This is a genomic window from Nocardioides marmotae (assembly GCF_013177455.1).
GTDB classification, from domain to species: Bacteria; Actinomycetota; Actinomycetes; order Propionibacteriales; family Nocardioidaceae; genus Nocardioides; species Nocardioides marmotae.
The window spans coordinates 3,930,552-3,954,690 of the sequence record NZ_CP053660.1 but is presented as its reverse complement, the minus strand read 5'-3'; the positions used below and the strand labels follow the sequence as shown (position 1 = coordinate 3,954,690).

The 24,139-nt window shown below is 72.8% G+C and carries 23 protein-coding genes and 3 tRNA genes; 18 read left to right on the top strand and 8 right to left on the bottom strand.

Features of this window, described 5'->3' with window-relative positions:
• Entirely contained in the window at window positions 1-897 is an 897-nt protein-coding gene (locus HPC71_RS18785; protein ID WP_154615223.1) for a DODA-type extradiol aromatic ring-opening family dioxygenase, read from the top strand.
• 55 nt (window positions 898-952) lie between these two features.
• Window positions 953-1,315 carry a hypothetical protein gene (locus tag HPC71_RS18780; RefSeq protein ID WP_154615224.1) on the top strand — a complete coding sequence of 121 codons (363 nt, stop codon included), beginning with the start codon at window positions 953-955 and terminating at the stop codon, window positions 1,313-1,315.
• Window positions 1,316-1,533: 218 nt separating this feature from the next.
• Here the strand turns inward: HPC71_RS18780 and HPC71_RS18775 are convergent.
• Window positions 1,534-1,607: transfer RNA gene (locus HPC71_RS18775), tRNA-Phe, on the bottom strand.
• A gap of 158 nt (window positions 1,608-1,765) precedes the next feature.
• Here HPC71_RS18775 and HPC71_RS18770 point away from each other — a divergent pair.
• The 3 genes from HPC71_RS18770 to HPC71_RS18760 all read left to right on the top strand — a co-directional run bounded on the left by HPC71_RS18770 (window position 1,766) and on the right by HPC71_RS18760 (window position 2,471).
• Window positions 1,766-1,838 (top strand) — tRNA-Glu (locus HPC71_RS18770).
• Between the two features lie 107 nt (window positions 1,839-1,945).
• A tRNA-Asp gene (locus HPC71_RS18765) sits at window positions 1,946-2,022 on the top strand.
• A gap of 89 nt (window positions 2,023-2,111) precedes the next feature.
• Complete coding sequence (locus HPC71_RS18760; RefSeq protein ID WP_253943790.1) at window positions 2,112-2,471, top strand: metallopeptidase family protein; 360 nt, start codon at window positions 2,112-2,114, stop codon at window positions 2,469-2,471.
• Here the strand turns inward: HPC71_RS18760 and HPC71_RS18755 are convergent.
• The 3 genes from HPC71_RS18755 to HPC71_RS18745 are packed head-to-tail and all read right to left on the bottom strand — an operon-like array spanning window position 2,462 to window position 4,106.
• Window positions 2,462-2,794, bottom strand: a complete 333-nt coding sequence (locus HPC71_RS18755) for a fluoride efflux transporter FluC (RefSeq protein ID WP_154615225.1) — start codon at window positions 2,792-2,794, stop codon at window positions 2,462-2,464. The two genes, HPC71_RS18760 and HPC71_RS18755, sit on opposite strands and share 10 nt — an antisense overlap.
• Window positions 2,791-3,171: a FluC/FEX family fluoride channel gene (locus HPC71_RS18750; protein ID WP_171897048.1), complete on the bottom strand. Its 381-nt coding sequence runs from the start codon at window positions 3,169-3,171 to the stop codon at window positions 2,791-2,793. Before HPC71_RS18750 ends, HPC71_RS18755 begins: the two co-directional genes overlap by 4 nt.
• A complete protein-coding gene (locus HPC71_RS18745) occupies window positions 3,168-4,106 on the bottom strand; it encodes an ATP-binding protein (RefSeq protein ID WP_253943789.1) in 939 nt (312 codons plus the stop codon). Before HPC71_RS18745 ends, HPC71_RS18750 begins: the two co-directional genes overlap by 4 nt.
• 409 nt (window positions 4,107-4,515) lie before the next feature.
• On the opposite strand from HPC71_RS18745, the gene HPC71_RS18740 reads away from it, so the two are divergent.
• Window positions 4,516-6,030, top strand: coding sequence for an NAD(P)/FAD-dependent oxidoreductase (locus HPC71_RS18740; RefSeq protein WP_154615227.1), 1,515 nt, complete (start codon window positions 4,516-4,518; stop codon window positions 6,028-6,030).
• 51 nt (window positions 6,031-6,081) lie between these two features.
• Here the strand turns inward: HPC71_RS18740 and HPC71_RS18735 are convergent, their stop codons facing one another.
• The 3 genes from HPC71_RS18735 to HPC71_RS18725 all read right to left on the bottom strand — a co-directional run bounded on the left by HPC71_RS18735 (window position 6,082) and on the right by HPC71_RS18725 (window position 9,163).
• Window positions 6,082-6,762, bottom strand: coding sequence for a PaaI family thioesterase (locus tag HPC71_RS18735; protein WP_253943788.1), 681 nt, complete (start codon window positions 6,760-6,762; stop codon window positions 6,082-6,084).
• A gap of 97 nt (window positions 6,763-6,859) precedes the next feature.
• Complete coding sequence (locus HPC71_RS18730) at window positions 6,860-8,329, bottom strand: hypothetical protein (protein ID WP_154615228.1); 1,470 nt, start codon at window positions 8,327-8,329, stop codon at window positions 6,860-6,862.
• 66 nt (window positions 8,330-8,395) lie between these two features.
• Complete coding sequence (locus HPC71_RS18725) at window positions 8,396-9,163, bottom strand: crotonase/enoyl-CoA hydratase family protein (protein WP_154615229.1); 768 nt, start codon at window positions 9,161-9,163, stop codon at window positions 8,396-8,398.
• A 476-nt stretch (window positions 9,164-9,639) separates the two neighbouring features.
• Here HPC71_RS18725 and HPC71_RS18720 point away from each other — a divergent pair, with 476 nt between their 5' ends.
• The 8 genes from HPC71_RS18720 (at window position 9,640) to HPC71_RS18685 (ending at window position 18,236) form a co-directional block, all read left to right on the top strand.
• Entirely contained in the window at window positions 9,640-10,311 is a 672-nt protein-coding gene (locus tag HPC71_RS18720; RefSeq protein ID WP_154615230.1) for a ThuA domain-containing protein, read from the top strand.
• The gene (locus HPC71_RS18715) at window positions 10,308-11,222 is read left to right on the top strand and encodes a nucleoside hydrolase (protein WP_154615231.1); all 915 of its coding nucleotides are present in this window, start codon (window positions 10,308-10,310) and stop codon (window positions 11,220-11,222) included. The genes HPC71_RS18720 and HPC71_RS18715 overlap by 4 nt, the downstream gene beginning before the upstream one ends.
• Complete coding sequence (locus tag HPC71_RS18710; RefSeq protein ID WP_154615232.1) at window positions 11,219-12,148, top strand: ribokinase; 930 nt, start codon at window positions 11,219-11,221, stop codon at window positions 12,146-12,148. The genes HPC71_RS18715 and HPC71_RS18710 overlap by 4 nt, the downstream gene beginning before the upstream one ends.
• A 192-nt stretch (window positions 12,149-12,340) precedes the next feature.
• Entirely contained in the window at window positions 12,341-13,414 is a 1,074-nt protein-coding gene (locus tag HPC71_RS18705) for a Gfo/Idh/MocA family oxidoreductase (RefSeq protein ID WP_171897046.1), read from the top strand.
• A gap of 40 nt (window positions 13,415-13,454) precedes the next feature.
• On the top strand, window positions 13,455-14,213 hold the full coding sequence (locus HPC71_RS18700; protein ID WP_154615234.1) for a phytanoyl-CoA dioxygenase family protein: 759 nt from the start codon (window positions 13,455-13,457) through the stop codon (window positions 14,211-14,213).
• Window positions 14,210-15,127: a sugar phosphate isomerase/epimerase family protein gene (locus HPC71_RS18695; protein ID WP_154615235.1), complete on the top strand. Its 918-nt coding sequence runs from the start codon at window positions 14,210-14,212 to the stop codon at window positions 15,125-15,127. Before HPC71_RS18700 ends, HPC71_RS18695 begins: the two co-directional genes overlap by 4 nt.
• A 71-nt stretch (window positions 15,128-15,198) precedes the next feature.
• Window positions 15,199-17,286, top strand: a complete 2,088-nt coding sequence (locus HPC71_RS18690; RefSeq protein ID WP_154615236.1) for a type 1 glutamine amidotransferase family protein — start codon at window positions 15,199-15,201, stop codon at window positions 17,284-17,286.
• Entirely contained in the window at window positions 17,283-18,236 is a 954-nt protein-coding gene (locus HPC71_RS18685) for a zinc-binding dehydrogenase (protein ID WP_154615237.1), read from the top strand. The genes HPC71_RS18690 and HPC71_RS18685 overlap by 4 nt, the downstream gene beginning before the upstream one ends.
• 10 nt (window positions 18,237-18,246) lie before the next feature.
• On the opposite strand, the gene HPC71_RS18680 is transcribed toward HPC71_RS18685, so the two are convergent.
• Window positions 18,247-19,275 carry a LacI family DNA-binding transcriptional regulator gene (locus tag HPC71_RS18680; RefSeq protein WP_171897045.1) on the bottom strand — a complete coding sequence of 343 codons (1,029 nt, stop codon included), beginning with the start codon at window positions 19,273-19,275 and terminating at the stop codon, window positions 18,247-18,249.
• A 277-nt stretch (window positions 19,276-19,552) separates the two neighbouring features.
• Here HPC71_RS18680 and HPC71_RS18675 point away from each other — a divergent pair, with 277 nt between their 5' ends.
• The 4 genes from HPC71_RS18675 to HPC71_RS18660 all read left to right on the top strand — a co-directional run bounded on the left by HPC71_RS18675 (window position 19,553) and on the right by HPC71_RS18660 (window position 24,135).
• Window positions 19,553-20,842 (top strand): ABC transporter substrate-binding protein, encoded by a 1,290-nt coding sequence (locus HPC71_RS18675; RefSeq protein WP_171897044.1) that lies wholly within the window; start codon window positions 19,553-19,555, stop codon window positions 20,840-20,842.
• Between the two features lie 91 nt (window positions 20,843-20,933).
• Entirely contained in the window at window positions 20,934-21,911 is a 978-nt protein-coding gene (locus HPC71_RS18670) for a carbohydrate ABC transporter permease (protein ID WP_154615240.1), read from the top strand.
• Complete coding sequence (locus HPC71_RS18665; RefSeq protein ID WP_216656464.1) at window positions 21,908-22,930, top strand: carbohydrate ABC transporter permease; 1,023 nt, start codon at window positions 21,908-21,910, stop codon at window positions 22,928-22,930. Before HPC71_RS18670 ends, HPC71_RS18665 begins: the two co-directional genes overlap by 4 nt.
• Window positions 22,927-24,135, top strand: a complete 1,209-nt coding sequence (locus HPC71_RS18660) for a hypothetical protein (protein ID WP_154615241.1) — start codon at window positions 22,927-22,929, stop codon at window positions 24,133-24,135. The genes HPC71_RS18665 and HPC71_RS18660 overlap by 4 nt, the downstream gene beginning before the upstream one ends.
• Window positions 24,136-24,139: the final 4 nt, after the last annotated feature.

Genomic DNA, 24,139 nt, shown 5'->3' with positions numbered 1-24,139 from the left:
ATGGCGAAGCTGGTGGCGATCCTCGCCACGACCCACCACCCCTTCTTCTACAAGACCAGCCGGCTCCCGGCGGAGGAGGCGCCGCCGTTCGCGGCGGACTGGGTGCGGAAGGTGGAGGCCTACCGCGAGACGCTCACCCGCGCCCGGCCCGACGTGTTGGTGATGGTCGGCTCGGACCACTTCCACCAGATGTGGCTCGACAACATGCCTCAGTTCCTCGTCGGCAAGGCGCCGTACTACGACGGCAACTGGGACAACGAGGTCCGCGAGTTCGGCATGCCGAAGCTGTTCTTCCAGGGCCACGAGGAGCTCTCGGCCTACATGCTGCGGGAGGGCATCGACCGCGGCTTCGACCTCGCCTTCTCCCACGAGCTGCGGGTCGACCACTCGATCACCTGCCCGATCTTCACCGTGCGCCCGCAGAACGACCTGCCGATCGTGCCGATCTACACCAACATCTTCGCGCCGCCGCTGCCCCGGCCCGAGCGCTTCGTGAAGCTGGGGCAGACGATCCGCGAGATCATCGACGCCTGGCCCAGCGAGCTGCGCGTCGCGGTGATCGGCACCGGCCACCTCTCCCTCGAGCTCGGCGGACCGCGCCAGTTCGGCCCGCACGGCCCGGACCCGGAGTTCGACGCCCGGGCCGTGGAGTGGATCCGGACCGGCGACATCGACGGGGCGCTGGCGAACGTGACGCTCGACAGCCTCCACGCGCCGGGCAACGCCACCCACGGGTTCATGGACTTCATGCTGATGATGGGGATCGCGGGCTACGAGAAGGCCGACTACGCCGACAACCTCGACCTGTTCCACACCATGGAGGCCTACTTCACCTGGTACCCCGACCCGAGCCTCGTCCCGGGCCTCCCGCTCGTCTCGAAGGGGTCCCTCTCGTGACCTCACCCCACGGCATCGCTCCGCTGGCGCTCCACGATCCCGAGGGGACCCCGAGATGAGCAAGTACCTGGTCAACAAGTTCCTCTTCACCATCGATCGCGACGCCGCGCTCACCGAGCGCTACCGCGAGGACCCCGCCGGCACCGTCGCGTGGTGGGAGGCCGAGGAGGGCAACCGGATCCTCAACTGCGTCGCGGCGGAGCGCTCGACCTGGCTCGCGTTCACCGAGGAGGAGCGGCAGGCGCTGGCCACCCACGACCACGTCGCGCTCTTCGAGATGGGCGCCCACCCGTTCCTGACGCTGACGCTGTGGATCGCGATGTTCGAGCGGGACTGGGAGGAGCCGCTGGGCATGCAGCTGGACTACGCCGCGCGGCTGGCGCACGTCACCCAGCCTTATCCCGACATCGGCTGCTGAGTCGCTGCTGAGCCGCTGCTCCGCGGCCGCCAGGAAGCAGCCCGCCCCGGACGGGCTGCGTGAGTCACCGGCCGGGGCGGGCGCTGTTCCCGGTGGGTCGATACCCCCTGCGGGTGTCCGCCAAACCACGGCGCTGAGCCGGCGCGACCCGGGAACGGAGAAGGGCCCCGCCGGTTCCGGCGGGGCCCTTCTCGCAGGCCGGGGCCTGCTTCGCTGGGTGGGCAGGGGCGGGGTCGAACCGCCGACCTTCCACTTTTCAGGCGGACGCTCGTACCAACTGAGCTACCTGCCCCACTCCGGGCCCCGACGGGTCGGCCTGGCCGTCCCGTCCGGCAGCGTCCCGGACGGGCAGCAGCATACATGCTCGCGGGGCCGCCCCTCGCCGCCCCCACGCCCGCGTGCCCGGACCCCGCGGGGGCAGGCGATCTCGTATGCTGTGCGGGCAGTCCGGCCCCCATCGTCTAGCGGCCCAGGACCCCGCCCTTTCACGGCGGTAGCACGGGTTCGAATCCCGTTGGGGGTACTCCGTCCGCCGCCCGTCGTCCCCGATTGGGTCCGCCGGGCGGGTCTGGGTTAGAGTTCCACCGCTTCGCCGATGTGCGAGGCGCAGCACGATCAGCAGTACAGCGAGGCCCCGTAGCGCAGTTGGTTAGCGCGCCGCCCTGTCACGGCGGAGGCCGCGGGTTCGAGTCCCGTCGGGGTCGCCACCGAGCGCCCCGGACCACCAGGTCCGGGGCGCTCAGTCGTTTCCCGGGCCCTTCCGAGGGGTGTTCCCGGGGTCCGGCACACTGGCAGCGTGCCGATCGACATGGAACCCGACCGCTTCGACGCGCTCGTCGACCAGGCGCTGGACGGCATCCCGGACGAGCTGGCCCGGCTCGTCAGCAACGTCGTCGTCCTGGTCGAGGAGGAGCCGCCCGAGGGCGAGCCCGACGACCTGCTGGGGCTCTACGACGGCGTCGCGCTGACCGAGCGGACCAGCTGGACCGAGGGCGCGCACCTCCCCGACCGGATCTTCGTCTTCCGCGGTCCGCTGCTCGACCTGTGCGAGAGCGAGGAGGAGCTCGTCGAGGAGGTCCGGATCACCGTCGTGCACGAGGTCGCCCACCACTTCGGCATCGACGACGCGCGGCTGCACGACCTCGGCTACGCCTGAGCGCCCACCCAGAAGCCCAGCGCGCACGCCGCCAGCGCCGACCCGAGCGTCACGGCCGCGTACGTCGCCCCCGACCGCGGCCCGAGGTCGTGGGTCTGCACCGCGAACGCCGACCAGGTGGTCAGCCCGCCGCAGAACCCCACGCCGAGGAGCGCGTACGCCGCGTCGCCGGTGTCCCGGCCGACGAGCAGCCCGAGCAGCGCCGAGCCGGCGAGGTTGACCGCCAGCGTGCCGCGGGGCCAGCGGGCGTCGAGCGCCGACGCGGCGACGTACCGCAGCAGCGAGCCGAGCGCCCCGCCGGCGGCGACGAGCAGCAGGGTCACGCCGCGCTCCTCGAGCGGGCCGTCCACCGGCCGGCCAGGGCGACGGCGGCCAGCGTGGCGGCCAGCGTGCCGAGGAGGTAGCCCAGCGCCAGGGCCGGGCGGCCGCCGGCGAGCAGCGCCCGGGTCTGCTCCGAGGCGGCCGAGAGCGTCGTGAAGCCGCCGAGCAGGCCCGGGCCGGCGGCGGCGCAGAGGGCGGGGGAGCGCCGGACGACCGCGAGGGCGGGCAGCAGCGCCAGCAGCAGGCTGCCGACGACGTTGATCGCCAGCGTGGTGCCGGGCAGGCCGGCGCCGTCGGGCACCGCCTCGCCGCACGCCCAGCGCAGGGCCGCGCCGGTCGCGCCGCCCGCGGCCACCGCCGCGAGCAGCCGCGGGGTCACGACACGCTGCTCTGCCGACCCGGGTCGGCAACGGCCTCGAGGTGCCCGGCCGCGGAGCCCTCGGCGTCCGTCTCCCGCCCGCCGGTCCACCGGCGCGGCGGGGCGCCGTGCGCCTGGCGGACCAGCTCGCCGAGGAACCAGCGCTGGAAGTCGCGCTGCTCGGGGGTCCGCGCCAGCGACAGCAGCCGCTGCTGGCGGCAGAACTCGTCGGCGAGGTCGAGCAGCTCGAGGAACCGGTCGATCGTCTGCGCGCCGCGGCGCGGCATCACGATGCGCAGGTCGGCCGTCTCGAGGCCGGAGGCCTGCGCGGTCTCGATCTGCTCGGAGCCGATGCCCTCGCGCAGCTGCCGCTCGAGGGAGCTGAAGAGGTCGGAGAGGTTCTTGGCGAGGGGGTAGTCCGCCTCGTGGGCCAGCGCGAGCAGGCGGACCTCGCGGCGCAGCTCGCGGTAGTGGCGCTGGAAGCCGAGGTAGCTGCGGAGCGGGACGGAGAGGACCTCGATCTCGAGGAGGTCCTCGTCGTCGGTGCCGGCGAGGACGGTCTCCTCGGCCACCCCCGTGATGACGCCCGGGGCCCCGTCGTCCTCGGCGAAGCTCGCGGCCGGCGCGAACCACACCGTCTTGCCGTCCTCCTCGATCTCCGCCCCCCAGGCATCGGAGCTGCGGGCGACGATGGACAGGCCGCGGCCGAAGGTGAGCAGCACGTCGTCGTCCTGGTCCTCGGCCGGGGTCGGCAGCACAGGCCGCTCGCGGGAGGCGTCCCGCACCTCCACGCGGGGGTGCTGCACGGTGCCGCGGACCCGGACCTGGATCGGCTGCTCGCCGTGGAGCAACGCGTTGGTCACCAGCTCCGAGACGCCGAGCTCGGCGCACTCCGCGAGGTCCTCGCGCCCGATGTCCAGGCACGTCGCGACCACCCAGCGGCGGGCGTCTTGCACTCCGCGGGGGCCTGGACCCAGGGAGAGTGCGGGCCGGTTCAACGGCACGGTGCGGCTCCGGGACGGACGGTGGACGGGGGACGACCGAGAGGTGGTGCGGGGAATGCTCGAGGACGTCCCCCATTCTCGGCCTGCATACCCGCCACCGCTGTGACCAAACCCATGTCGTTGAAAATTGCTCCATGGAATCGGCTCCGCGGTGGCGCTGTTCACCTGGTAGCCCGTCCTCACCGTTCGCAGAACCCCGACCTGCCCGCCGTCGTACGGCTCGCCGCCCGAGGCGTGTGGCCAGGGGCGGAACGGTCACCGGATTCGTGATCGGCGTTCGCGGCGGGACAATGATCCAGACTTCGGCGGAGCTCGGTGCACGTCACGCGCACGGCCCCACCCCTCGCACCAGGAGGAAATGATGGCAGCGACCGCGCCCCTCGACGACGAGACCCGGACGACCGGCCAGGGTGGCCGGGGCCAGGGGGACCGCCACCAGGTGGTGGTCATCGGCTCGGGCTTCGGCGGCCTCTTCGGGACCAAGGCGCTGCGGCGCGCCGACGTCGACGTCACGATGATCGCGAAGACGACCCACCACCTGTTCCAGCCACTGCTCTACCAGGTCGCCACCGGCATCCTCTCCGAGGGCGAGATCGCCCCGCCGACGCGCGAGATCCTGGCGGGCCAGAAGAACGCCAAGGTGCTGCTGGGCGAGGTCACCGAGATCGACCTCGAGGCCCAGACGGTCCGCTCGCACGTCCTCGGGCGCGAGACGGTGACGCCGTACGACTCCCTCATCGTCGCCGCCGGCGCCGGCCAGTCCTACTTCGGCAACGACCAGTTCGCCGAGTTCGCACCCGGCATGAAGTCCATCGACGACGCCCTCGAGCTCCGCGGCCGCATCTTCGGCGCGTTCGAGCTCGCCGAGCTCGGCGCCTCCCGCGGGGAGGACGTCGACCACCTGCTCACCTTCGTCGTCGTCGGCGCGGGCCCGACCGGGGTGGAGATGGCCGGGCAGATCGCCGAGCTCGCGCACCGCACGCTGCGTCGCGACTTCCGCGCCATCAACACCCGCCAGGCCCGCGTCGTCCTCGTCGACGCCGCCCCGCAGGTGCTGCCGCCGTTCGGGCAGAAGCTCGGCGGCAGGGCCCAGAAGGAGCTCGAGGGCCTCGGCGTCGAGGTCGTCCTCGGCGCGATGGTGACCGACGTCGACGAGCGCGGCCTGTCGATGAAGTTCAAGGACGGCCGGGTCGAGCGGATGGAAGCGGTGACCAAGATCTGGGCCGCCGGCGTCCAGGCCTCGCCGCTGGGCAAGCAGCTGGCCGAGCAGACCGGCGCCCCCCTCGACCGCGCCGGCCGGATCGGCGTGAACCCCGACCTGACCCTCCCCGGCCACCCCGAGGTCTTCGTCGTCGGCGACATGATCGCCCTCGACAACCTCCCCGGCGTCGCTCAGGTCGCCATCCAGGGCGCGAAGTACGCCGCCAAGGAGATCGAGGGCCGGGTCCAGGGCGCGGCGCCGCAGAAGCCGTTCAAGTACTTCGACAAGGGCTCGATGGCGATCATCAGCCGGTTCCGCGCGGTCGCCATGGTCGGCAAGCTGCGCCTGACCGGCGTGCTCGCCTGGCTGATGTGGCTCGCGGTGCACCTCGTCTACATCACCGGCTTCAAGAACCGGCTCACCGCCGTCCTGCACTGGGCGGTCTCGTTCCTCGGCCGTGGTCGCTCGGAGCGGACCACCACCGAGCAGCAGATCTTCGCCCGGTCCGCCCTGCAGCGGCTCGAGCGGGGCGCGACCGACCTCGTCTCGCAACCGGGCGACTACGACGCCCAGCGCGAGCAGGCGCGACGCGACGAGCTGGAGGCGCAGGCCGCCGAGGAGGTCCGCCTCACCGACGCCGGCGAGCGCGGCACCCGCCCCTCCGAGCGCGTCTGAGGAGGTACGTCGTCGAGCCCGGCCCTCCCCGAGGGCCGGGCTCGTTCGTCGTCACTCGAAGGTCGGCGGCACCTCGGTGGCCCCGCGCGCCGCGAGCAGCTCGCGGGCCCAGCGGGGGAGGACGAAGAGCCCCTCGGCCTCCACCGTCGGTCCGTCCGGGCCGATGACCTGCCCGCGGGCGTACGTCTTGTGGCCCTCGCTGCGCTCGACCCACGCCTCGAGCCGCAGCGGGCCCAGCGGGGTCGGCTGGCGGTAGGTGAGGTTGAGGTACGCCGTCATCCCGGGCTTGCGCGCCGCGGCGGCGGCGTTGCCGAGCATCTGGTCGAGCAGGAGCGAGGAGACGCCGCCGTGGACCAGCCCGGGCGGTCCCTCGTACGCCGCGCCGAGCGCGACCTCGGCGTGCACCTCGCCCAGCCGGTCTCCGGCCGGCACCGCCCGCAGCGGCGGCGCCACCGGGTTGCGCAGGCCGACGACGGTGTTGCCCCACGGCTGCCGCGCGCGGCCGTGGCCGAAGTGCGCGCCGAGGGGGCCGTCGACCTGCTGCTCGCGCAGCCGGGCGGTGATCGCCTCGATCTCGGCCTGGGCCGCGCGCACGGTGGCGGGGTCGACAGTGGTGCGGATGGTCGCGTCGACGAGCTCGCGCACGGCCTGCGTGAACGGCTCGTAGAGCGCTGCCTGCTCGGCGAGCTCCTCGGGGGTGATCTCCGGCGGCCGGTCGGGGTTCAGGCTCACGCGCGGAGTCTAGGTAGGGCGTCCACGGTCGGCGGCCCGTGTCGCGCCGCTGGGCCTGTGACCTCGCTCGCGCCGCCCGGGGCCGGTCAGCGTCTGCTCAGTGCTGGTCGACGCGCTCGGGCCGGTGCTGGTGCAGCACCTGCATGAACTCCTCGGGGTCGACCATCGAGGAGTCGATCACGAACGGCGCCATGCTCCGGCGCACGAACAGCACCTTCCACCCCCGGGAGCCGGGCTCGCCGACCACCTCGATCGGGGTGTACCGGCTGCGCAGGTCGAACACGAACCGGCCGCCCCCGCGGAGCACCTCGAGCTGGCCCGCGGTCACCGACATCCGGGTGACGGCCGATCCCGCCCGGACCGCCCAGAGGACCAGGGTCAGGGCGCCGAGCGTCCCGGCGAGGCCGAGGGTGAAGGTGGTCGGGTCCTCCGAGGCGAGGTACGCCGCTCCCGCGGTCGCCACCAGCACCACCAGGAGCAGGATCCCCACCGCGCGCCGCGGGCCGGTGCGGGGTTTGAAGACGTGGTTCGTCGACGCGGTCGGTGCGGTGTCCACGGGTTGGGCGGGTTCGGCCTCGGTCGTGGGCGTGGCCGGCGGGGCCGGGGGCGCCACGGCCATTGCGCGCGGAGCGTCGGTCGGTACGGCGCGGGCGGCCGCGGCCTGAGCGGCGAGCCGCTCCTCCTCGGCCGCGCGGGCGGCCTCGGCCTGGGTGGCGAGGCGGGCCGCGGCCTCGCGGCGGGCCTGTTCGGCGATGCGTTCCTGCTCGGCGATGCGTTCCTGCTCGGCGGCGCGGGCGGCCTCGGCTGCGGCTCGCTCCTCCTCGGCGCGCCGGGCGGCTTCCGCGGCGAGGCGGGCTTCCTCGGCGCGCTGCTCGGCCTGACGGGCTTCCTCGGCCGCGCGGGCGGCCTCGACCTGGGCGGCGAGGCGGGCCTCGGCCTCGCGGCGCGCCTGCTCGGCGATGCGTTCCTGCTCGGCGGCGCGGGCGGCCTCGGCCGCGAGTCGCTCCTCCTCGGCGCGCCGGGCGGCTTCCGCGGCGAGGCGGTCTGCCTCGGCGCGCTGCTCGGCCTGACGGGCTTCCTCGGCCGCGCGGGCGGCCTCGACCTGGGCGGCGAGGCGGGCCTCGGCCTCGCGGTGCGCCTGCTCGGCGAGACCGGCGGCCTCGACCTGGGCGGGCTCGGACGGGTCGGCCGGGGGTGCCTCCGGACGGCGCGGCCGTCGTCGGGTGAGCCGTGCGGACTTCTCGTTCCGCTTGCGCGCGGAGGGAATGATCACCGGCTCGAAGTCGAGCTGCAGCTGATCGGGGGCAGTCGCCTCGAACAGCGGTGGCGCGGCCGGCTCCGACGCACTCGGCACGAACAAGTCGTCGAACAGCGGGTCCTCGGACCCCGCGTCGTCGGTCGGTGTCGCGGCCGCGGCCGGCTCGGCAGGCGGTTCCGGGGACGACGCCTCCGGCCGCACCTCCTCGCGCGCGGCGGCGGGCTGCGGCGTACGCGCCCCGCCGCCCTGCTCGCGGTGCGTCAACCACCGGTCGAACAGGTCGGCCGCCGGCTGCTTGTCCTCCGCCATGGCGCTCAAACTACGCGCGGAGACGGGTGTCGCGTGGCCGTACGGCGGGAGGAGACCCGGGCCGGGTCAGCGGTTGCGCCACTGCGGGGGGCGCTTCTCGGCGAACGCGCGGGCTCCCTCCTGGGCGTCCTCGGAGCCGAACACCGGGCCCATCACCTCCAGCTGGCGCTGCCAGACCTCGTCGGCCGCCCAGTCGGCCTGCGCGGCGAGGATCCGCTTGGTGGCGGCCATCGCGAGAGGGCCGTTCGCGGTCATCCGAGTGGCCAGCTCCAGCGCGGCGTCGAGCGCCCCGCCGGGCTCGGTCAGGACGTTGACGAGGCCTACCCGCTCGGCGCGCTCGGCGGTGATCGGGTCACCGGTGAGGGCGAGCTCGTTGGCGAGGTTCTGCGGGATCTTCCGGGGCAGCCGCACCAGGCCGCCCGCGCCCGCGACGAGGCCGCGCTTGACCTCGGGGATGCCGAGCTTCGCCTCGCGGGACGCGACGACGACGTCGCAGGCCAGCACGACCTCGCAGCCGCCGGCGAGCGCCCAGCCCTCGACCGCCGCGACGAGCGGCTTGGTCGGCGGCCGCTCGCAGACCCCCGCCAGGCCCCGGCCGCCGGCCGTGACGTCCTCGCCGGTGAGGAACGCCTTGAGGTCCATCCCGGAGCAGAACGTGCCGCCCGCGCCGGTGATGACGCCGACCGAGAGGTCGTCGCGCGCCTCCAGGTCGTCCATCGCGGCGGCGACCGCCGCGGAGACCTCGGCGTTGACCGCGTTCTTGGCGTGCGGTCGGTTGAGGGTGACGACGAGGACGCGATCGCGCTCCTCGACGAGGACGGCTGCTTCGCTCATGCGGGTCACCCTGCTGGCGGCGCGCGGACCTGTCCAGGGGTACGCCGCGGACACCTGACGACGACCCATCGACGCCGAGGTGGCACCCCTGCAGCGCCGAGGTGGCACTCCTGCAGGGTCGAGGTGGCACTCCTGCAGGGTCGAGGTGGCACTCCTGCAGCGCCGAGGCGACCGTGGTGCAGGCCACGCGTGCTCCCGGAATCCGGGCCCGGCAAGGTTCGTTGACCTTCTCAGCCGGTCCGGTCCATGCCCCCGGGCTCACCCCTTGCCGCTACGAGCGGCCTTCCGCCGAGAGGCGGCTGTCGGGCCGGTGAGCAACAGCACGCAGCCACCCGTCGGGTAAGCCCCGATCCGGGTGGCTGTCGTGTTCCCGCGGCGTTCCCGCGGGTCGTGGTGGTGCCGGCACACGACGGGTATGGCGCGTGCCAAATCGATTGGCTAGCGTGCCTCCCACCCGGTGCCGAGGAAGGACCGCCATGGACAACGCACGTACCCGTCAGGCCCTCGTCGTCCGCGGTGGGTGGGAGGGCCACAGCCCCGTCGGGGCCACCGAGCGCTTCATTCCGTTCCTGGTCGAGCACGGCTTCGAGGTCGACGTTCGCGACGGCCCGGAGGTGTACGCCGACGCCGACACGCTCGCCGCGACGGACCTGGTGGTGCAGTGCTACACCCAGGGCGAGGCGACCGACGAGCAGGTGCTCGGTCTCTCGGCGGCCGTCGCGAACGGCACCGGCCTCGCCGGGTGGCACGGCGGCGTGTGCGACTCCTTCCGCGGGTCGCCTGACTACCTGCACCTGACCGGTGGCCAGTGGGCCGCGCATCCGGGCGGGTTCGTCGAGCACGAGGTGGAGGTGCGGCCCGAGCGGGCCGACCACGAGCTGGTCGCCGGCCTGCGCCCGCGCTGGTCCTTGGACACCGAGCAGTACTGGGTGCTCACCGACGGGCTCAACGACGTGCTGGCCACGACGACCTTCCAGCCGGCCGAGGGCACGCCGTGGCGCGAGCCGCTCACCTGCCCCGCCGTGTGGACCCGGCGCTGGGGCGCGGGCCGGGTCTTCGTCTCGACCATCGGCCACAAGCTCGAGGACCTCGACCACCCCGACGTACGCACGCTGACGCAGCGAGGCCTGCTCTGGGCGAGCCGGTGAGCACCTCGGGGAGCGGGGGGCGGGATCGCGAGCCGGTCCGGATCGTCCTCGACACCGATCTCGCCATGGGGGCGCCGGGCTCCGACGTCGACGACGGGTTCGCCCTCGCCCTCGCGGTCGCCGACCCGGGCCTGCGCCTGGAGCTGGTCACCACGGTCGGCGGGAACAGCGACGTCGCGACCTCGACCCGCCTGACCCGCGAGCTGCTCGCACTGCTCGGGCGGGAGGAGGTGCCGGTCGTGCAGGGTGCACCCGCCGACGACGGCGCCGCCCGGGAGATCGCCCGCCGGGTCCTGGCCGAGTCCGGCCGGATCACGGTGGTGGCGATCGGCCCCCTCACCAACATCGCCCGCGCACTCGAGCTTGCCCCTGGGGTCGCCGACGCGGTGCACGAGGTCGTCGTCATGGGCGGGGTCTACCTCGAGCAGACCAACGTCGCCGCGATGCCCGGTGAGTACAACTTCTGGTGCGACCCCGACGCGGCCCAGGCGGTGCTGCACAGCGGTGCCCCGCTCCGCCTCGTCGGCCTCGACGTCACTCGGCGGGTCCGCCTCAGCCGCCGCGACGCGCGGGCGCTGGCGGACGGAGGCAGGTTCGGTCGGCTGGCCGCGCGGCATGCCGAGGAGTGGATCGACTTCCAGGAGTCCGCGAAGCCGGGGGAGCGGCGCGAGCAGGGCAGCTGCGCGCTGCACGACCCGCTCGCCGTGGCCGTCGTGGGCACCCCGGAGCTGGTGACGTGGCGCGAGGCGTACGTCGCCGTGGAGGCTCGCGGCCTGGTCACGCGGGGCGTGGCGGTGGCGGACCTGTTGATGTGGGCCGACCCACCGGCGCCGAACTGCCGGATCGCGACCGCGGTCGACGCGGAGGCGTTCCGCGAGCTGTTCGCCGAGCGGATGGCCGCGCTGCCATGAGCCGAGAGGTCGACGTCGTGGTCGTCGGCTCGGTCAACCGGGACCACGTGTGCCGGGTCGAGCGCCTCCCCGCGCCGGGGGAGACGGTGCTGGGCGGGGAGGCCTGGGTCGGGTCCGGCGGCAAGGGCGGCAACCAGGCCGTGGCCGCGAGCCTGCTCGGTGCACGGACCGCGCTCGTGGCCCGGGTCGGCCGCGACGACGACGGCCGGGCGCTCGTCCGGGACCTCGCCGAAGCCTGGGTCGACACCACCGAGGTGCTCGCCACCGGCGCCCGAACCGGCCTGGCTTTCGTGATGGTCGACGCGGCGGGGGAGAACTCCATCGTGGTCGCCCCCGGCGCCAACGAGCTGCTGGAACCCACGACCACCGCGCGGGCGGTGCGGGCGCTCGCTCGCCCGCCCGCGGTGCTGGTCGTGCAGGCGGAGATCCCGGAGGCGGCGTTCGACGCCGCGGTGGGCGCGGCCGGTGCCCAGGGGTGCCGGGCGGTGGTCAACCTGGCGCCGTACCGGCCGGTGCCCGCCGCCGTCCTCGCCCTCTGTGACCCCCTCGTCCTCAACGAGTCGGAGGCGGCGGGGTTGCTCGGGCGGCCGGTGAGGGGTGTCGCGTCGGCGCGAGAAGCCGTGGTCGAGCTCGTCGGCCGCTGCCGGTCGGTGGTCGTGACCCTCGGCCCCCACGGTGCCGTCGTCGCCACCGGGGAGCGCGTCGAGCACGTGGCCGCAGAGCGGGTCGAGGTCGTCGACACCACCGGCGCCGGCGACGCGTTCACCGGTGCCCTCGCGGCCGCGCTCAGCGGGGGCGCGGACCTCCTGGACGCGGTCGCCGTCGGGGTGCGGGCGGGGACCTTCTCCGTCGGGCGGCCGGGGGCGCAGGCGTCGTTCGCCCGGGCGGCCGAGCTCGGCATGGGTCCGTTCGACCGGCCGGCCTGAGAGCCGTTGACCCAGCCGCGGCCAAGGCCTAGCGTGCACCATCACCAAACCGATTTGCATCGCAGTCGTCCCCGCCCGCCGGACCACCCAGGAGCACGTCGTGCCACGACCCGTCACCCGGCCCACCGGGCAGCCCGCCGTCCTTCCGGCCGCCGGAGCCCCCCGCGGGGTCGCCACCACCGCGAGGCGGCCGTGACCAGGCTCCGGGTCGGGGTCGTCGGGCTGGGCGAGGTCGCCCAGGTCATCCACCTGCCCGTCCTGGAGTCCCTGCCCGACCGGTTCGAGCTCGCCGCCGTCTGCGACATCTCCCCGGGCCTGGTCAAGCGGGTGGGGGAGCGCCACCGCGCCCCACGGGGCTACACCGACGTCCACGAGATGATCCGGGCCGGCGGCCTGGACTGCGTGCTGGTCCTCAACAGCGACGAGTTCCACGCCGAGTGCACCATCGCGGCGCTCGACGCCGGCCTCGACGTGCTCGTGGAGAAGCCGATGTGCCTGAGCCCCCGGGAGGCCGAGGAGATCATCGCGGCTCGGGACCGGTCGGGGAGGACCGTGATGGTCGCCTACATGCGTCGGTTCGCTCCGGCGTTCACCGAGGCGGTCCAGCGCCTCCCCGAGCTCGGCGAGGTGCGCTACGCCCGGGTCCACGACGTCATCGGCGAGAACCGGCTCATCGTCGACCAGACCGCCCACGTCGACCGCCCCGACGACGTCCCGCAGGAGGCGGTCGAGGAGAAGTGGGCGCGACGCTCCGCGCTGGTGAAGGAGGCGCTGGGCGAGGTCCCGCAGGAGCTGGAGTGGACCTACGGGCTCCTGTGCGGGCTCGGCAGCCACGACCTGTCCGCCCTGCGGGAGCTCCTCGGGAGCCCCCGGAGCGTCTCGGCGGCGAGGATGTGGCGCAGCGGCGGCTACGTCGTGGCGCTGCTCGACTACGGCGATTTCGTCGTCACCTACGAGACCGGGGTGGACGAGCAGCTGCGCTACGACACCTACATCGAGGTCTACGGCGCCACCGGCACCATGCGGGTGCAGTACGACACCCCCTACGTGCGCCACTTCCCGACCACGCTCCAGCTCGAGCTCACGGCCGGCGACTCCTACGAGCGCTCCGTGCGGCGCCCGCACCTGAAGGACCCCTACACCTATGAGCTCGAGTACTTCCACGACGTCGTCACCACCGGCGTCCGCCCGAAGACCAGTCCGGAGGACTTCGTCCAGGACATGGCCCTCTTCGTCGACATCATCCGCGCGATCGAGCGCTCCTGACGACCCGTCGAGCGGACCCACATCCCGAGAGGCACGTGAGATGACCGAGACCCTGACCGACAGTGACGTCGCGTTCTTCCGCGAGAACGGCTACCTGCTGCCGGGGCGCCAGCTGCTCACCGAGGAGAGGCTGACCCGCCTGGAGCAGATCTTCAACGAGCACCTCGCCCAGAAGGGCGACAAGCTCTCCGACGAGCTCGACACCCCGCACTACCGCGACGAGCGGTTGCTGGACTTCCTGCTCTCCGACGAGGTCCTCGACTGGATCGAGCCGCTGGTCGGGCCCGACATCGCGCTGTGGTCGAGCCACTTCATCTCCAAGGACCCCCGCACCGGCCGGGCCACCCCCTGGCACGAGGACAGCGCCTTCTGGGAGGGACGCTTCGACAGCTACGACAACATCGTCACCATCTGGCTGGCCCTCGAGGACGGGTCGTTCCGCGAGAACGGCTGCATGCGGGTCATCCCCGGCTCGCACCTCGGCGGCGGCTTCTCCGAGGGCTACGAGCCCACCGACATCCGCGAGCAGACCTTCCACGCGGGGCTCGCCGGCGTGGACGAGGAGCAGGCGGTCTACTTCGAGCTCCCGCGCGGTCAGTTCTCGATGCACGACGGGCGGATCGTCCACGGGGCCCGGGCCAACACCAGCGACGTCCGGCGCACCGGCTACACGATGCGGTACTTCCCGTCCTCGGTGCGGATGCAGGACGTCCCGCAGAACGAGGGCTGGAAGATCTGGCTCGCGCGCGGTGAGGACCGAGCCGGCAACGACTACGTCAACGCGCCGGTCACCGCATGAGGCTCGGCCTGCTGACCGCCTGCCTGCCCGGCGAGTCCCTGGACGACGTCGCGGCGTGGGCGGGCTCCCACGGCTACCGCGCGCTGGAGGTGGCGGCCTGGCCGGACCTCCCCGGCCGGGACTGGGAGGCCAGCCACCTCGACGTCGAGTCGTTCGGGGCCGCCGACGCCGCGCGGGTGCGCGACCTGCTGGCCGAGCACGACCTGGAGATCTCGGCGGTCGCCTACTACGAGAACAACCTCCACGAGGACGAGCAGGTCCGCGAGGCGACCCACGAGCACCTGCGGCGCTGCATCGACGCGGCCCACCTGCTGGGCGTCGGCCTGGTGGGGACCTTCGTCGGTCGCGACGTCTCGCGCACCGTGGCGGAGAACCTCCGCCTGGCCGAGGAGGCGCTCCCGCCGCTGGTCGCGTACGCCGCGGCGCGCGGCGTACGCCTGGTGGTGGAGAACTGCCCGATGGAGGGCTGGCACCCCGACGGCTACCCGGCCAACCTCGCCTACTCACCCGAGCTGTGGGGGTGGATGGGCGACCTGGGGCTGTGGTTGAACTACGACCCCTCGCACCTGGTCTGGCTCGGCATCGACCCGCTCGCCGCCCTCGAGGCGCACGTCGACCGGGTGCTCCACGTCCAGGCCAAGGACGTCGAGGTGCACCCGGCCGCGCGCGACCGCTACGGGGTCTTCGGCCAGGTGCTGGACCGGCAGCCCTGGGTGAGTGGCTGGTGGCGCTACCGCGTGCCCGGCCTGGGCGAGGTCGACTGGCGCCGACTGGTCGACGCGCTCTACCAGGCCGGGTACGACGGCGTGGTGTCCGTCGAGCACGAGGACCCGGTCTGGAGCGGCACCCGCGAGCGGGTGTGCCAGGGCCTCACGGTCGCCGAGCGCACCCTCGCCCCCCTGATCGTCGGCTGATCACCGGCCGATCACCGGCCGAGCGTCCGGCCCCGCACGAGCCCCCACCCCGCCGACCAGAGAGGCCGCCCATGCACCGCGGTGTGTACTTCGACGCCTGGTTCCCCCGGCAGCACTGCTACCACCCCAGCCTGCCGCCGCGCCGGTTGCGGATGATCGACGACCTCGTCGACCTCCGCGCCACCGTGCTCGTGTGGGCCGCGATGGGGGGCGGGTCGCTGTCGCTGCCCTACCTCGAGCAGGAGGCGTTCGGCCCGGTCGACGCCCGCTCGCGCTTCTACGGCTTCGTCAACGACAGCGAGTTCGTCGCGGCCTGCCACGCGCGCGGCATCCAGGTCCTCGGGATCGTCTTCGAGGCCCAGGGCTGGGAGTTCCCCGTCGAGCTCAACGAGGCCGAGGACGAGGTGCTCGCGATCAACGAGCTGCGCGGCGCGGGCAAGCGCGACTGGATGGGGCTGCGCGAGTTCTCCGCGAACCGCTACCCCCGGCTCTGGAGACCGGTCGAGCACTACTTCCCCGACGGCTTGGTGAACTCCGCGGGCGAGCCGGTGACCGACCTGATCGAGGAGTGCGTGGTCCGCGACATCCACGGGCAGCCCTGCCACGCCCACTGGGTGGAGTGCCCCGACCGCGAGCACCGGTGCTTCTACATGGACCGGAACAACCCGGTGTGGCGGGAGTACCTCAAGGCCGTGATCCGGATCCAGGTCGACGCCGGCGTGGACGGGATCCAGCTCGACGAGGCCGAGCTCCCGATGGGCGCCTTCCAGTACGGCGCGTGCTTCTGCCGGGACTGCATGCAGGGGTTCCGCGAGCACCTGCGGGCGCTGCCGCCCGAGCGGCTCGCCGAGGTCTCCGGGGGTGCGCTGGCCGGGGCCGACCTCGCGACGTTCCACTACGGCGCCTGGCTGCTGGAGCGCGGCCACGACTTCAAGCAGGACCGCGGGTCCACCCCGCTCTTCGGCGAGTACTACGCCTTCCAGTGCCGGCAGATCGCGACGTACTTCGGCGAGCTGGCCACCTATGCCCGCACCTACGCCCGCTCCCGGGGACGCGAGATCGTCGTCTCGGGCAACTTCTTCAACCTCGAGCCGATGTACCTCGCGCTGGTCGACGACGTCGACCTCGTGATCACCGAGATGCGGAACACGACGTACCGCCAGCCCGAGTGGTACCGCTACGTGGCGGCGTTCGCGGGGGACAAGGACGTCGTCGTGGTCGAGAACCCGTACGGCGGCGTGGTGCCCGAGCTGATCGGGCTGCTCGCCGAGGGCCGGGGCCACGACCTCTTCCGGCTCTCGCTCTTCGAGGCCGCGGCGTTCGGGGCGAACATGTCGGTGCCCTACGGCTCCTGGATGGGCTCGGTCATCGAGGACTCCTTCTACGCCCCGCACGGCCTGGCGGCCGAGATCCAGACGTTCCTGGCCGACCACGAGCACCTGGTCACGCGGCGGACCGCCAACGAGGTCGCGGTCGTCTTCAGCGTGGCGAGCACCCGCGAGCTCATCGGCCGGGCCGACGCCGGCGACAACACGACCAACGCCCGGGACGAGTCGGTCGTCGTGCCCTACCGGGTGGCGACCCGCGCCCTCGCGGACGCGGCGGTCCCCTTCGACGTGGTCATCTGGGCCGACGGCGCCACCGCGCCGGACCGGGCGACGGCCGCGGCGCTGGCGCGCTACTCCACGGTCGTCCTCCCCGACGTCCACGCGGTCACCGACGCCCAGGTGGCCGCGGTCGAGGGCTACCTCGCCGGCGGCGGCACCGTCGTGGTCACGGACCGCGCCGCCGACGCGCTGCCGCGCCACGAGCGGGTCCGGGTCGCGGGTCACGCGGCCGTCGACGACCTGCTGCCGCGGGGCCGCCAGGTGGTGACCGCCGGGTCGTTCGCGACGAACCTGCAGCACCTCGCCGACGGCTCCTACGCCCTGCACCTGGTCGGCTACGGCTACGACGCGGAGCTCGACGCCGTGCCTCTCCAACGCGACGTGGAGGTGCGGGTCCGGCTTCCCGAGGACCGGTCCTGCGCCACCCTGGTCACCCCCGACGGAGGCCGCACGACCCTCGCGGTCGCCCGGGAGGGCGGCGCACACGTGCTGGTGCTGCCCGCGGTCGGCGTCTACGGGATCGTCGTCCTCCACGACGGGGAGCTGCCATGAGGATCGCGGTCCTGCGCGGGCCGGAGACCTTCGCGGTCGAGGAGGTGCCGCTGCCGTCGATCCGCCCCGACGAGGTGCTCGTCCGGGTCGCGGTCTGCGGGGTGTGCGCCTCCGAGCTCGAGCCCTGGCTCGTCGGCCCGCCGGCGGGGGAGTCGCGCTTCCTGGGCCACGAGGTCAGTGGCGTCGTCGTCGAGGTGGGCGCGGACGTGTCGAGCGTGCAGGTGGGTGACCGGGTGGGGGTCTGGGTCACCGAGCGGGGGTTCGCGGAGTACGTCGCGGTGCGGGCGGCGTACTGCTTCCCGGCGGGCGACGGGCCGCTCGACGTGGCCCTGGCCGAGCCGCTCGCCTGCGCGGTCAACGCGGTCGAGGCGGCCGACGTCCGGCTCGGGGACGACGTCGTCGTCCTCGGCGCGGGGTTCATGGGCAACCTGGTCCAGGAGCTCGCGGCGCTTCGGGGACCCCGCCGGGTCATCGTCGCCGACCCCCGCCCGGAGGCGCTCGCGCGCGCGGCGGAGCTCGGCGCGAGCGCCGTCGTCGACGTGAACCTCGGACCGGTGGGGGACGCCGTCCGCGGATTGACCGACGGCAGGGGCGCGGACGTCACCTTCGAGTGCACCGGCACCCAGGACGCCTTGACGACCTGCGGCGAGGTGACCCGGATGAGCGGGCGGATCGCCGTGGTGGGCTACCACCAGGGCGCGGCGCGGACCCTGCCCCTCGGCCTGTGGAACTGGATGGCCTTCGACCTGGTCAACGCCCACGTCCGCGACATCGACGTGATCTCGCGGGGCATGGCGGTCGGCATGCGGCTGCACGCCGCCGGGATGCTCTCGCTGGACCGCCTCGTCACGCACCGCTTCGCCCTCGAGGACGTCGACGCGGCCTTCGCCGCCCTGCGTGACAAGCCCGAGGGCTTCGTGAAGGCGGTGGTCACCTTTCCCGAGGCCTGAAGCCGGCGGGTCAGGCCGTCCCGCGCTCGACGAGCGGGCAGGGCAGCACCACGGTGCGTCCGGGCCCGCTGTAGCGCCCCGAGAGGCGGCTGAGTGCGAGGTCGCCGGCGGCGCTCCCCAGGTCGTACGCCGGGTTGCGCACGGTCGTGAGCTGCGGGGTGACGATCGTGGCGGCGTCCACGTCGTCGAAGCCGACGACCGCCACGTCGTCGGGCACGGCCAGGCCGAGCTCGTGGGCGACGTCGAGCGCGCCGATCGCCATCAGGTCGTTGGCGCAGAACACCGCATCCGGTCGCCGGGGCAGCGCCATCAGGGTCTGCATCGCCGCGTAGCCACCGCGGCGGGTCCAGTCGCCGCGGACCATCCGCTCGGCGGGCAGCTGGTGGCCGGCGGCCCGCACCGCGTCGCGGAAGCCGGCGCTGCGGTCGTTGCCGTAGCCCGGCGGTCCCTGGATCATCGCCAGCCGCTCGTAGCCCCGCCCCGCGAGGAAGGCGCCGGCCTCCCGGGACCCCGACTCGTCGTCGGGGATGACCGCATCGCACAGGGGGTGGTCGAGGTGGTCGCCGATGCAGACGATCGGGGTGGCCCGGTCGCCGGGGCCGAAGGTGATCTCCGAGGCGATCTCGCCCGAGGCGAAGACGATCCCGTCGACGCCACGGTCCATGACGTCCTCGAAGAACTTCCGTTCGCGGTCGTGCTGCCCGTCGGTGCTGCACACGAAGGTGCCGTAGCCGGCCGCGTCAACCGCGTCGGCCAGGCCGCGCGTCAGCACGGCGTAGAACGGGTTGGTGATGTCCGGGACGAGCACCGCGAGCATGTGCGACTGTCGCGTGCGCAGGTGCCGGGCCACGTGGTTGGGCCGGTAGCCCAGCTCGTCGATGGCGTCCAGCACGGTGCGACGGGTCGCCTGCCCCACGACCCGCTTCCCCGACAGCACGTGGGACACCGTCGTCGGGCTGACGCCGGCGCGGACGGCCACGTCCGCGATCGTGACGCGCGTGGGCGCGGTCGTGCTCGCGGTCGACGGGGGCTGCGACATGGCGGCCACGCTAGCGGACCAAACCGATTTGAGGCGGCCGGTCCGCCAGGCCCGGACCGGCCGGCGAGGCGCGTTCGTCGGGGCGTCGAGGGCGGTTCGGTCTCGACTGTGACGCAATGCACACCGGTCCATTGACAAACCCCGCACCCGGAAACGATGCTTCCGGCCAACGGAGCCAAACGATTTGCATGAGGTCTCGTCGGGTCTCCGACCGCTGCTGTTCCGAGGCAAGGGAGTGGAGTCAGTGAGAGTCGAGACGTCCCGCAGGATCGCGTCGGTGGCCGTCACGGTCGCCCTGGCGTCGCTGGGGCTGGCCGCGTGCGGCGGCGAGTCGGGCGGCAACGAGCCGGAGCCCAAGGGGGAGGGCCCCGGCGCGGTGGAGCAGCCCAGCGAGCCGACCACCGTCACGTTCTTCTCCTGGCTGGGCAACAGCCCGGAGTGGAAGAAGCTGGCGGCGGAGTTCCACGAGGAGTACCCCAACATCACGATCAAGTTCGAGAACGTGCCGGCCGAGCAGGCCTCGCAGGTGCTCTCGACGCGGATCGCCGGCAACAACGCCCCCGACGTCGCGTACGTCAACGCCAGCGACGTCGCGGACTACGCCTCGCGCGGCGCGGCGGTCGACCTGGTCAACTACGTGGAGCGCAGCAAGGTCGTCGAGCCCGACGACTACGTCGGGGCCTTCCGCGAGTTCGTGACCTACGACGACAAGCTCTGGGGCCTGCCGATGGGCGGGGAGACGACCGGCCTGTTCTACCGCACCGACCTCTTCGAGGAGGCCGGGATCGACGGGCCCCCGACGACGTGGGAGGAGTTCGAGGAGACCGCCGCGGCGCTCACCGACGAGTCCGCGAACCAGTACGGCTTCGAGGTCTTCGCGCCCGAGTCGGCCTACTACTTCCAGCCCTGGCTCTACCAGGCCGGCGGGAACCTGATGAGCCCCGACGGCACCGAGATCGCCTTCGACACCGACGAGGCCCTGGCTGCCGCGGAGTACTACGTCGATCTCGCGCAGTACGCCCCCAAGGACTACCTGAACTCCAACTCGTGGGACGGCCGGGTCGCCTTCGCCGAGGGCCAGGTGGGGATGTACATGGCCGGGGCCTGGTTCGCCGGGACGCTGACCGAGGAGTTCCCGGACATCGAGGGCAAGTGGGCCACCGCGCCGCTTCCGGAGGGCGAGGCCGGGTGCAAGACCACCATCGCCGGCGACTCCCTGGTGATGATGGACCAGACGGAGAGCCCCGACGCCGCGTGGTTGTGGATGGAGTTCCTCTCCCGGCCCGACACCCTCGCCCGCACGACGTACCGCACCGAGGGCACCCTGCTCCCGCCGCTGACCTCGCTGCTCGAGGGGGACGAGATCACCGCGGAGAAGCCGGTGCTCAAGGGCTTCATCGACCTGATGGAGTGCGGCGTCGCGCCGACCGCCTCCAACCCGAAGTGGCCCCGCATCGAGACGATCCTCAACGACGAGCTCGGCAAGGCGATGTACGGCGACCAGACCGCCGAGGAGGCTCTGGAGAACACGGCGCAGCAGGCCGAGGCGATCCTGGCTCGCGGCTAGGACCCGCCCCGTCCGTCCTTCCCCGTCTGCCCGGTCTGCCTCCGCCCGGGCGCACGGGACGGTTCCAGCGACCACACAGCGAGGAGCAGGTATGGCCACGGCGGTGGCGCCCAACGAGGCGCCGAACGGGGCGCCGGCCCCGCACCGGGGACCGGCGCGCGAGGAGCGGTCCCTGCGCACGCGGAGGTTCTTCCGCCGGCTGTGGCGCGAGCGGTCGGCCTACCTCTTCATCGCTCCGGGGTTGATCATCTTCTCGGTCTTCACGCTGGCGGCGCTGGTCTTCGCGTTCTACCTGACCTTCCACCGCTGGAGCATCATCGAGCCCGACAAGCCCTACGTCGGCATGCAGAACTACGAGGACATGGTCCACGACGAGCGCTTCGTCCAGGCCGTCCTCAACACCGCGTACTTCGCCGGCGCCTCCGTCCCGGTGACGATGCTCATCGGCCTGGGCCTCGCCCTGCTGCTCAACCAGCCGCTGCGGGGCCGCGCGATCTTCCGCACCGCCTACTACCTGCCGGTCGTCACGCCGTTCGTGGTCTCCGCGCTGCTGTGGAAGTGGCTCTACAACGGCGACTTCGGTCTCTTCAACTACTACCTGGTCAAGGGGCACATCATCGACGAGCCCCTGCTGTGGCTCTCCGACAAGGACCTCGCGATGCCGGCCGTGATCCTGATGAGCGTGTGGAGCGGGGTGGGCTTCTCGATGGTCGTCTACCTCGCCGGGCTGCAGTCGATCCCCTACGAGCTCTACGAGTCCGCGAAGCTCGACGGTGCCGGCGCCTGGGGGCGGATCCGGCACGTGACGATCCCGCTGCTGCGACCGACCACGCTCTTCCTGCTGGTCATGGGGATCATCGGCTCGCTCCAGGTCTTCACCCAGATCTTCGTGATGACCAGCGGCGGGCCCGTCAACAAGACGACGACGATGGTCTATTACATGTACCTGTGGGCCTTCAAGTACTACGACATGGGCTACGCCAGCACGTTGGCGTTCGCGCTGTTCGCGATGCTGCTGGTCTTCACCGCCTTCCAGCTGCGCCTGTTCCGTGACGGGGGCTCGGAGTGACCGGGCTGACCGGGGAGCCGGTGGCCACCCGGTTCGTCAGCGAGGTCGAGCCGGTCGTCCCGCGCCGGGTGCGGCGGCGCAGCCGGCGGCGCGGGCCGGGCGCCCGGCTGGACAAGGAGCACATGACCCTGCGGGCCAAGGTCGGCACCTACCTGGTGCTGGCACCCGTCGCGATCCTCTTCGTCGCGCCGTTCGTGTGGATGATCAGCGCGTCCTTCCAGCCGATGAGCACGATCTTCGCCAACCCGCCGACCTGGGTTCCCGACGACCCGACGGTCGACGGGTACAAGGGCTTCCTCAACCTCGGCACCCTGACCCAGGCGCAGGAGTCGCAGGGCAGCGGTGACTGGCGCTGGTTCGCCAACAGCGCCTTCGTCGCGATCACGATCACGGTGGTGCAGACCTTCTTCAACGCCCTGTGCGCCTACGCCTTCGCCAAGCGGCGCTTCCCCGGACGCAACGTCATCTTCGTGCTGTTCCTGGCCACGATGATGGTGCCCGGCCAGATCACGCTGATCCCGAACTACATCATCGTCCAGCACATCCCGTTCTTCGGCGGGAACGACTGGATGGGGATGGGCGGCCACGGCTGGCTGAACTCCTACTGGGGACTGATCATGCCCGGCGTGGTGAGCGCCTTCGGCATCTTCCTGCTGCGCCAGTTCATGCTCTCGATCCCCGACTCGCTGCTCGACGCGGCCCGCATCGACGGCGCGGGGGAGTTCCGCATCTTCTGGAACGTCGTGCTGCCGCTGTGCGTGCCGGCCCTGGCCGCGAACGCGATCTTCACCTTCCAGGGCGCGTGGGAGGACTTCCTCTGGCCGCTGCTGATCACCTCCGGGGACCCGGACAAGACGACCGCCCCGGTCGGGCTGGCGCTGTTCGTCGTCCAGAACAAGACCGACTGGAACCTGCTCTTCGCGGGTTCGGTGATCGCGACCCTGCCGATGATCATCGTCTTCGTCATCTTCCAACGGCAGTTCGTCCGCGGCATCGCGGTCACCGGGATCAAGGAGTGAGCGCCGAGCGCGACCTGCTGCACCGCCTCCTGGCCGAGGGCGACGGGGTGTTGCGCTGCGACCCCGCCTGGGTCGCACGGGACTTCCTGCCGCCCGGTCGCCGGCTCGGGCTGCCCGAGGACGCCTACGACGTCGGGGAGCGCGGCTCCATCTGCGAGCGGTGGCTGGCCTCGACCACCCGGGCCGACAACCGCGTCGGGCCCGACGACGAGGGGCTCAGCCGGGTCGTGGGAGACCGCGGCGAGCACCTGCTGCTCCGCGACGCCGTCGCCGCCGACCCTGCCGCGGTGCTCGGGGCGTCGTACGCCGCGACGCACCCGGGAGGGCTGGGCCGGCTGGCCAAGATCTTCGACTACGCCTACCGCCTGCCCTACCACGTCCATCCGCCGCAGGAGCTCGCGTCCCTCGTCGGCTGCCGTGCGAAGGACGAGTCCTACCACTTCCTGCCGGGCGTCGACCTCGGCCGGCACCCCGAGACGTTCTTCGGCGTGCACCCATGGATCGGCGAGCAGGGCGCGCACGAGGTGCTGCTGCCCTACCTCGTGGACTGGGACAGCGACCTGATCCTGCGCCACGCGCGGGCGGAGCTGCAGGTGTCCGGGGAGGGCTTCCACGTGCCGTCCGGCGTGCTCCACGCTCCGGGCACCGCACTGACCCTGGAGCTGCAGGAGGACTCCGACGTCCTCTCGATGTTCCAGGCGCTGAACGCGGGCCGGATCATCTCCAAGGAGCTGCTGTTCAAGGACGTGCGGCCCGAGGACCGGGTCGCCGAGGGGGAGCGGTTCCCCCTCCGGTTCGTCGACTGGGAGGTCAACGCCGACCCGTGGTTCTACGAGAACCGGCACCTCACGCCGCAGCCGGTTGCTGACGCCGCCGACCCCGGCGACGGGGGTGCCGGCGAGGAGAGCTGGGTCTTCTACAACACGACCAAGTACGCCGGGAAGCGGCTGAGGATCCCTCCGGGCGGCGCCCGGCGGCTGTGTGAGCCGGGGGTCTACTCGGTCTTCGTCTGGTCGGGCACCGGCACCCTCGCCGGGCACGAGGTGCGCGGCGGGGAGCCGGGCCGCGACGAGCTGGTGGTGACCCACGAGGCGGCCACCCGCGAGCACGAGCTCTGCAACACCGGCGCGGAGGACCTGGTCGTCTTCACCTTCTTCGGGCCCGACCTGCACGCCGAGGTCCCGAGGATCCCGACCTCCCGCTGAGGCT

Excerpts from the sequence above, each read along its gene's own strand:
- HPC71_RS18725 (WP_154615229.1), bottom strand. The coding sequence starts at position 9,163 with ATGAGCGAAGCAGCCGTCCTCGTCGAGGAGCGCGATCGCGTCCTCGTC.
- HPC71_RS18700 (WP_154615234.1), top strand. The coding sequence starts at position 13,455 with ATGACCGAGACCCTGACCGACAGTGACGTCGCGTTCTTCCGCGAGAAC.
- HPC71_RS18740 (WP_154615227.1), top strand. The coding sequence starts at position 4,516 with ATGGCAGCGACCGCGCCCCTCGACGACGAGACCCGGACGACCGGCCAG.
- HPC71_RS18730 (WP_154615228.1), bottom strand. The coding sequence starts at position 8,329 with ATGGCGGAGGACAAGCAGCCGGCGGCCGACCTGTTCGACCGGTGGTTG.
- HPC71_RS18685 (WP_154615237.1), top strand. The coding sequence starts at position 17,283 with ATGAGGATCGCGGTCCTGCGCGGGCCGGAGACCTTCGCGGTCGAGGAG.
- HPC71_RS18720 (WP_154615230.1), top strand. The coding sequence starts at position 9,640 with ATGGACAACGCACGTACCCGTCAGGCCCTCGTCGTCCGCGGTGGGTGG.
- HPC71_RS18670 (WP_154615240.1), top strand. The coding sequence starts at position 20,934 with ATGGCCACGGCGGTGGCGCCCAACGAGGCGCCGAACGGGGCGCCGGCC.
- HPC71_RS18680 (WP_171897045.1), bottom strand. The coding sequence starts at position 19,275 with ATGTCGCAGCCCCCGTCGACCGCGAGCACGACCGCGCCCACGCGCGTC.
- HPC71_RS18690 (WP_154615236.1), top strand. The coding sequence starts at position 15,199 with ATGCACCGCGGTGTGTACTTCGACGCCTGGTTCCCCCGGCAGCACTGC.
- HPC71_RS18710 (WP_154615232.1), top strand. The coding sequence starts at position 11,219 with ATGAGCCGAGAGGTCGACGTCGTGGTCGTCGGCTCGGTCAACCGGGAC.
- HPC71_RS18785 (WP_154615223.1), top strand. The coding sequence starts at position 1 with ATGGCGAAGCTGGTGGCGATCCTCGCCACGACCCACCACCCCTTCTTC.
- HPC71_RS18780 (WP_154615224.1), top strand. The coding sequence starts at position 953 with ATGAGCAAGTACCTGGTCAACAAGTTCCTCTTCACCATCGATCGCGAC.
- HPC71_RS18695 (WP_154615235.1), top strand. The coding sequence starts at position 14,210 with ATGAGGCTCGGCCTGCTGACCGCCTGCCTGCCCGGCGAGTCCCTGGAC.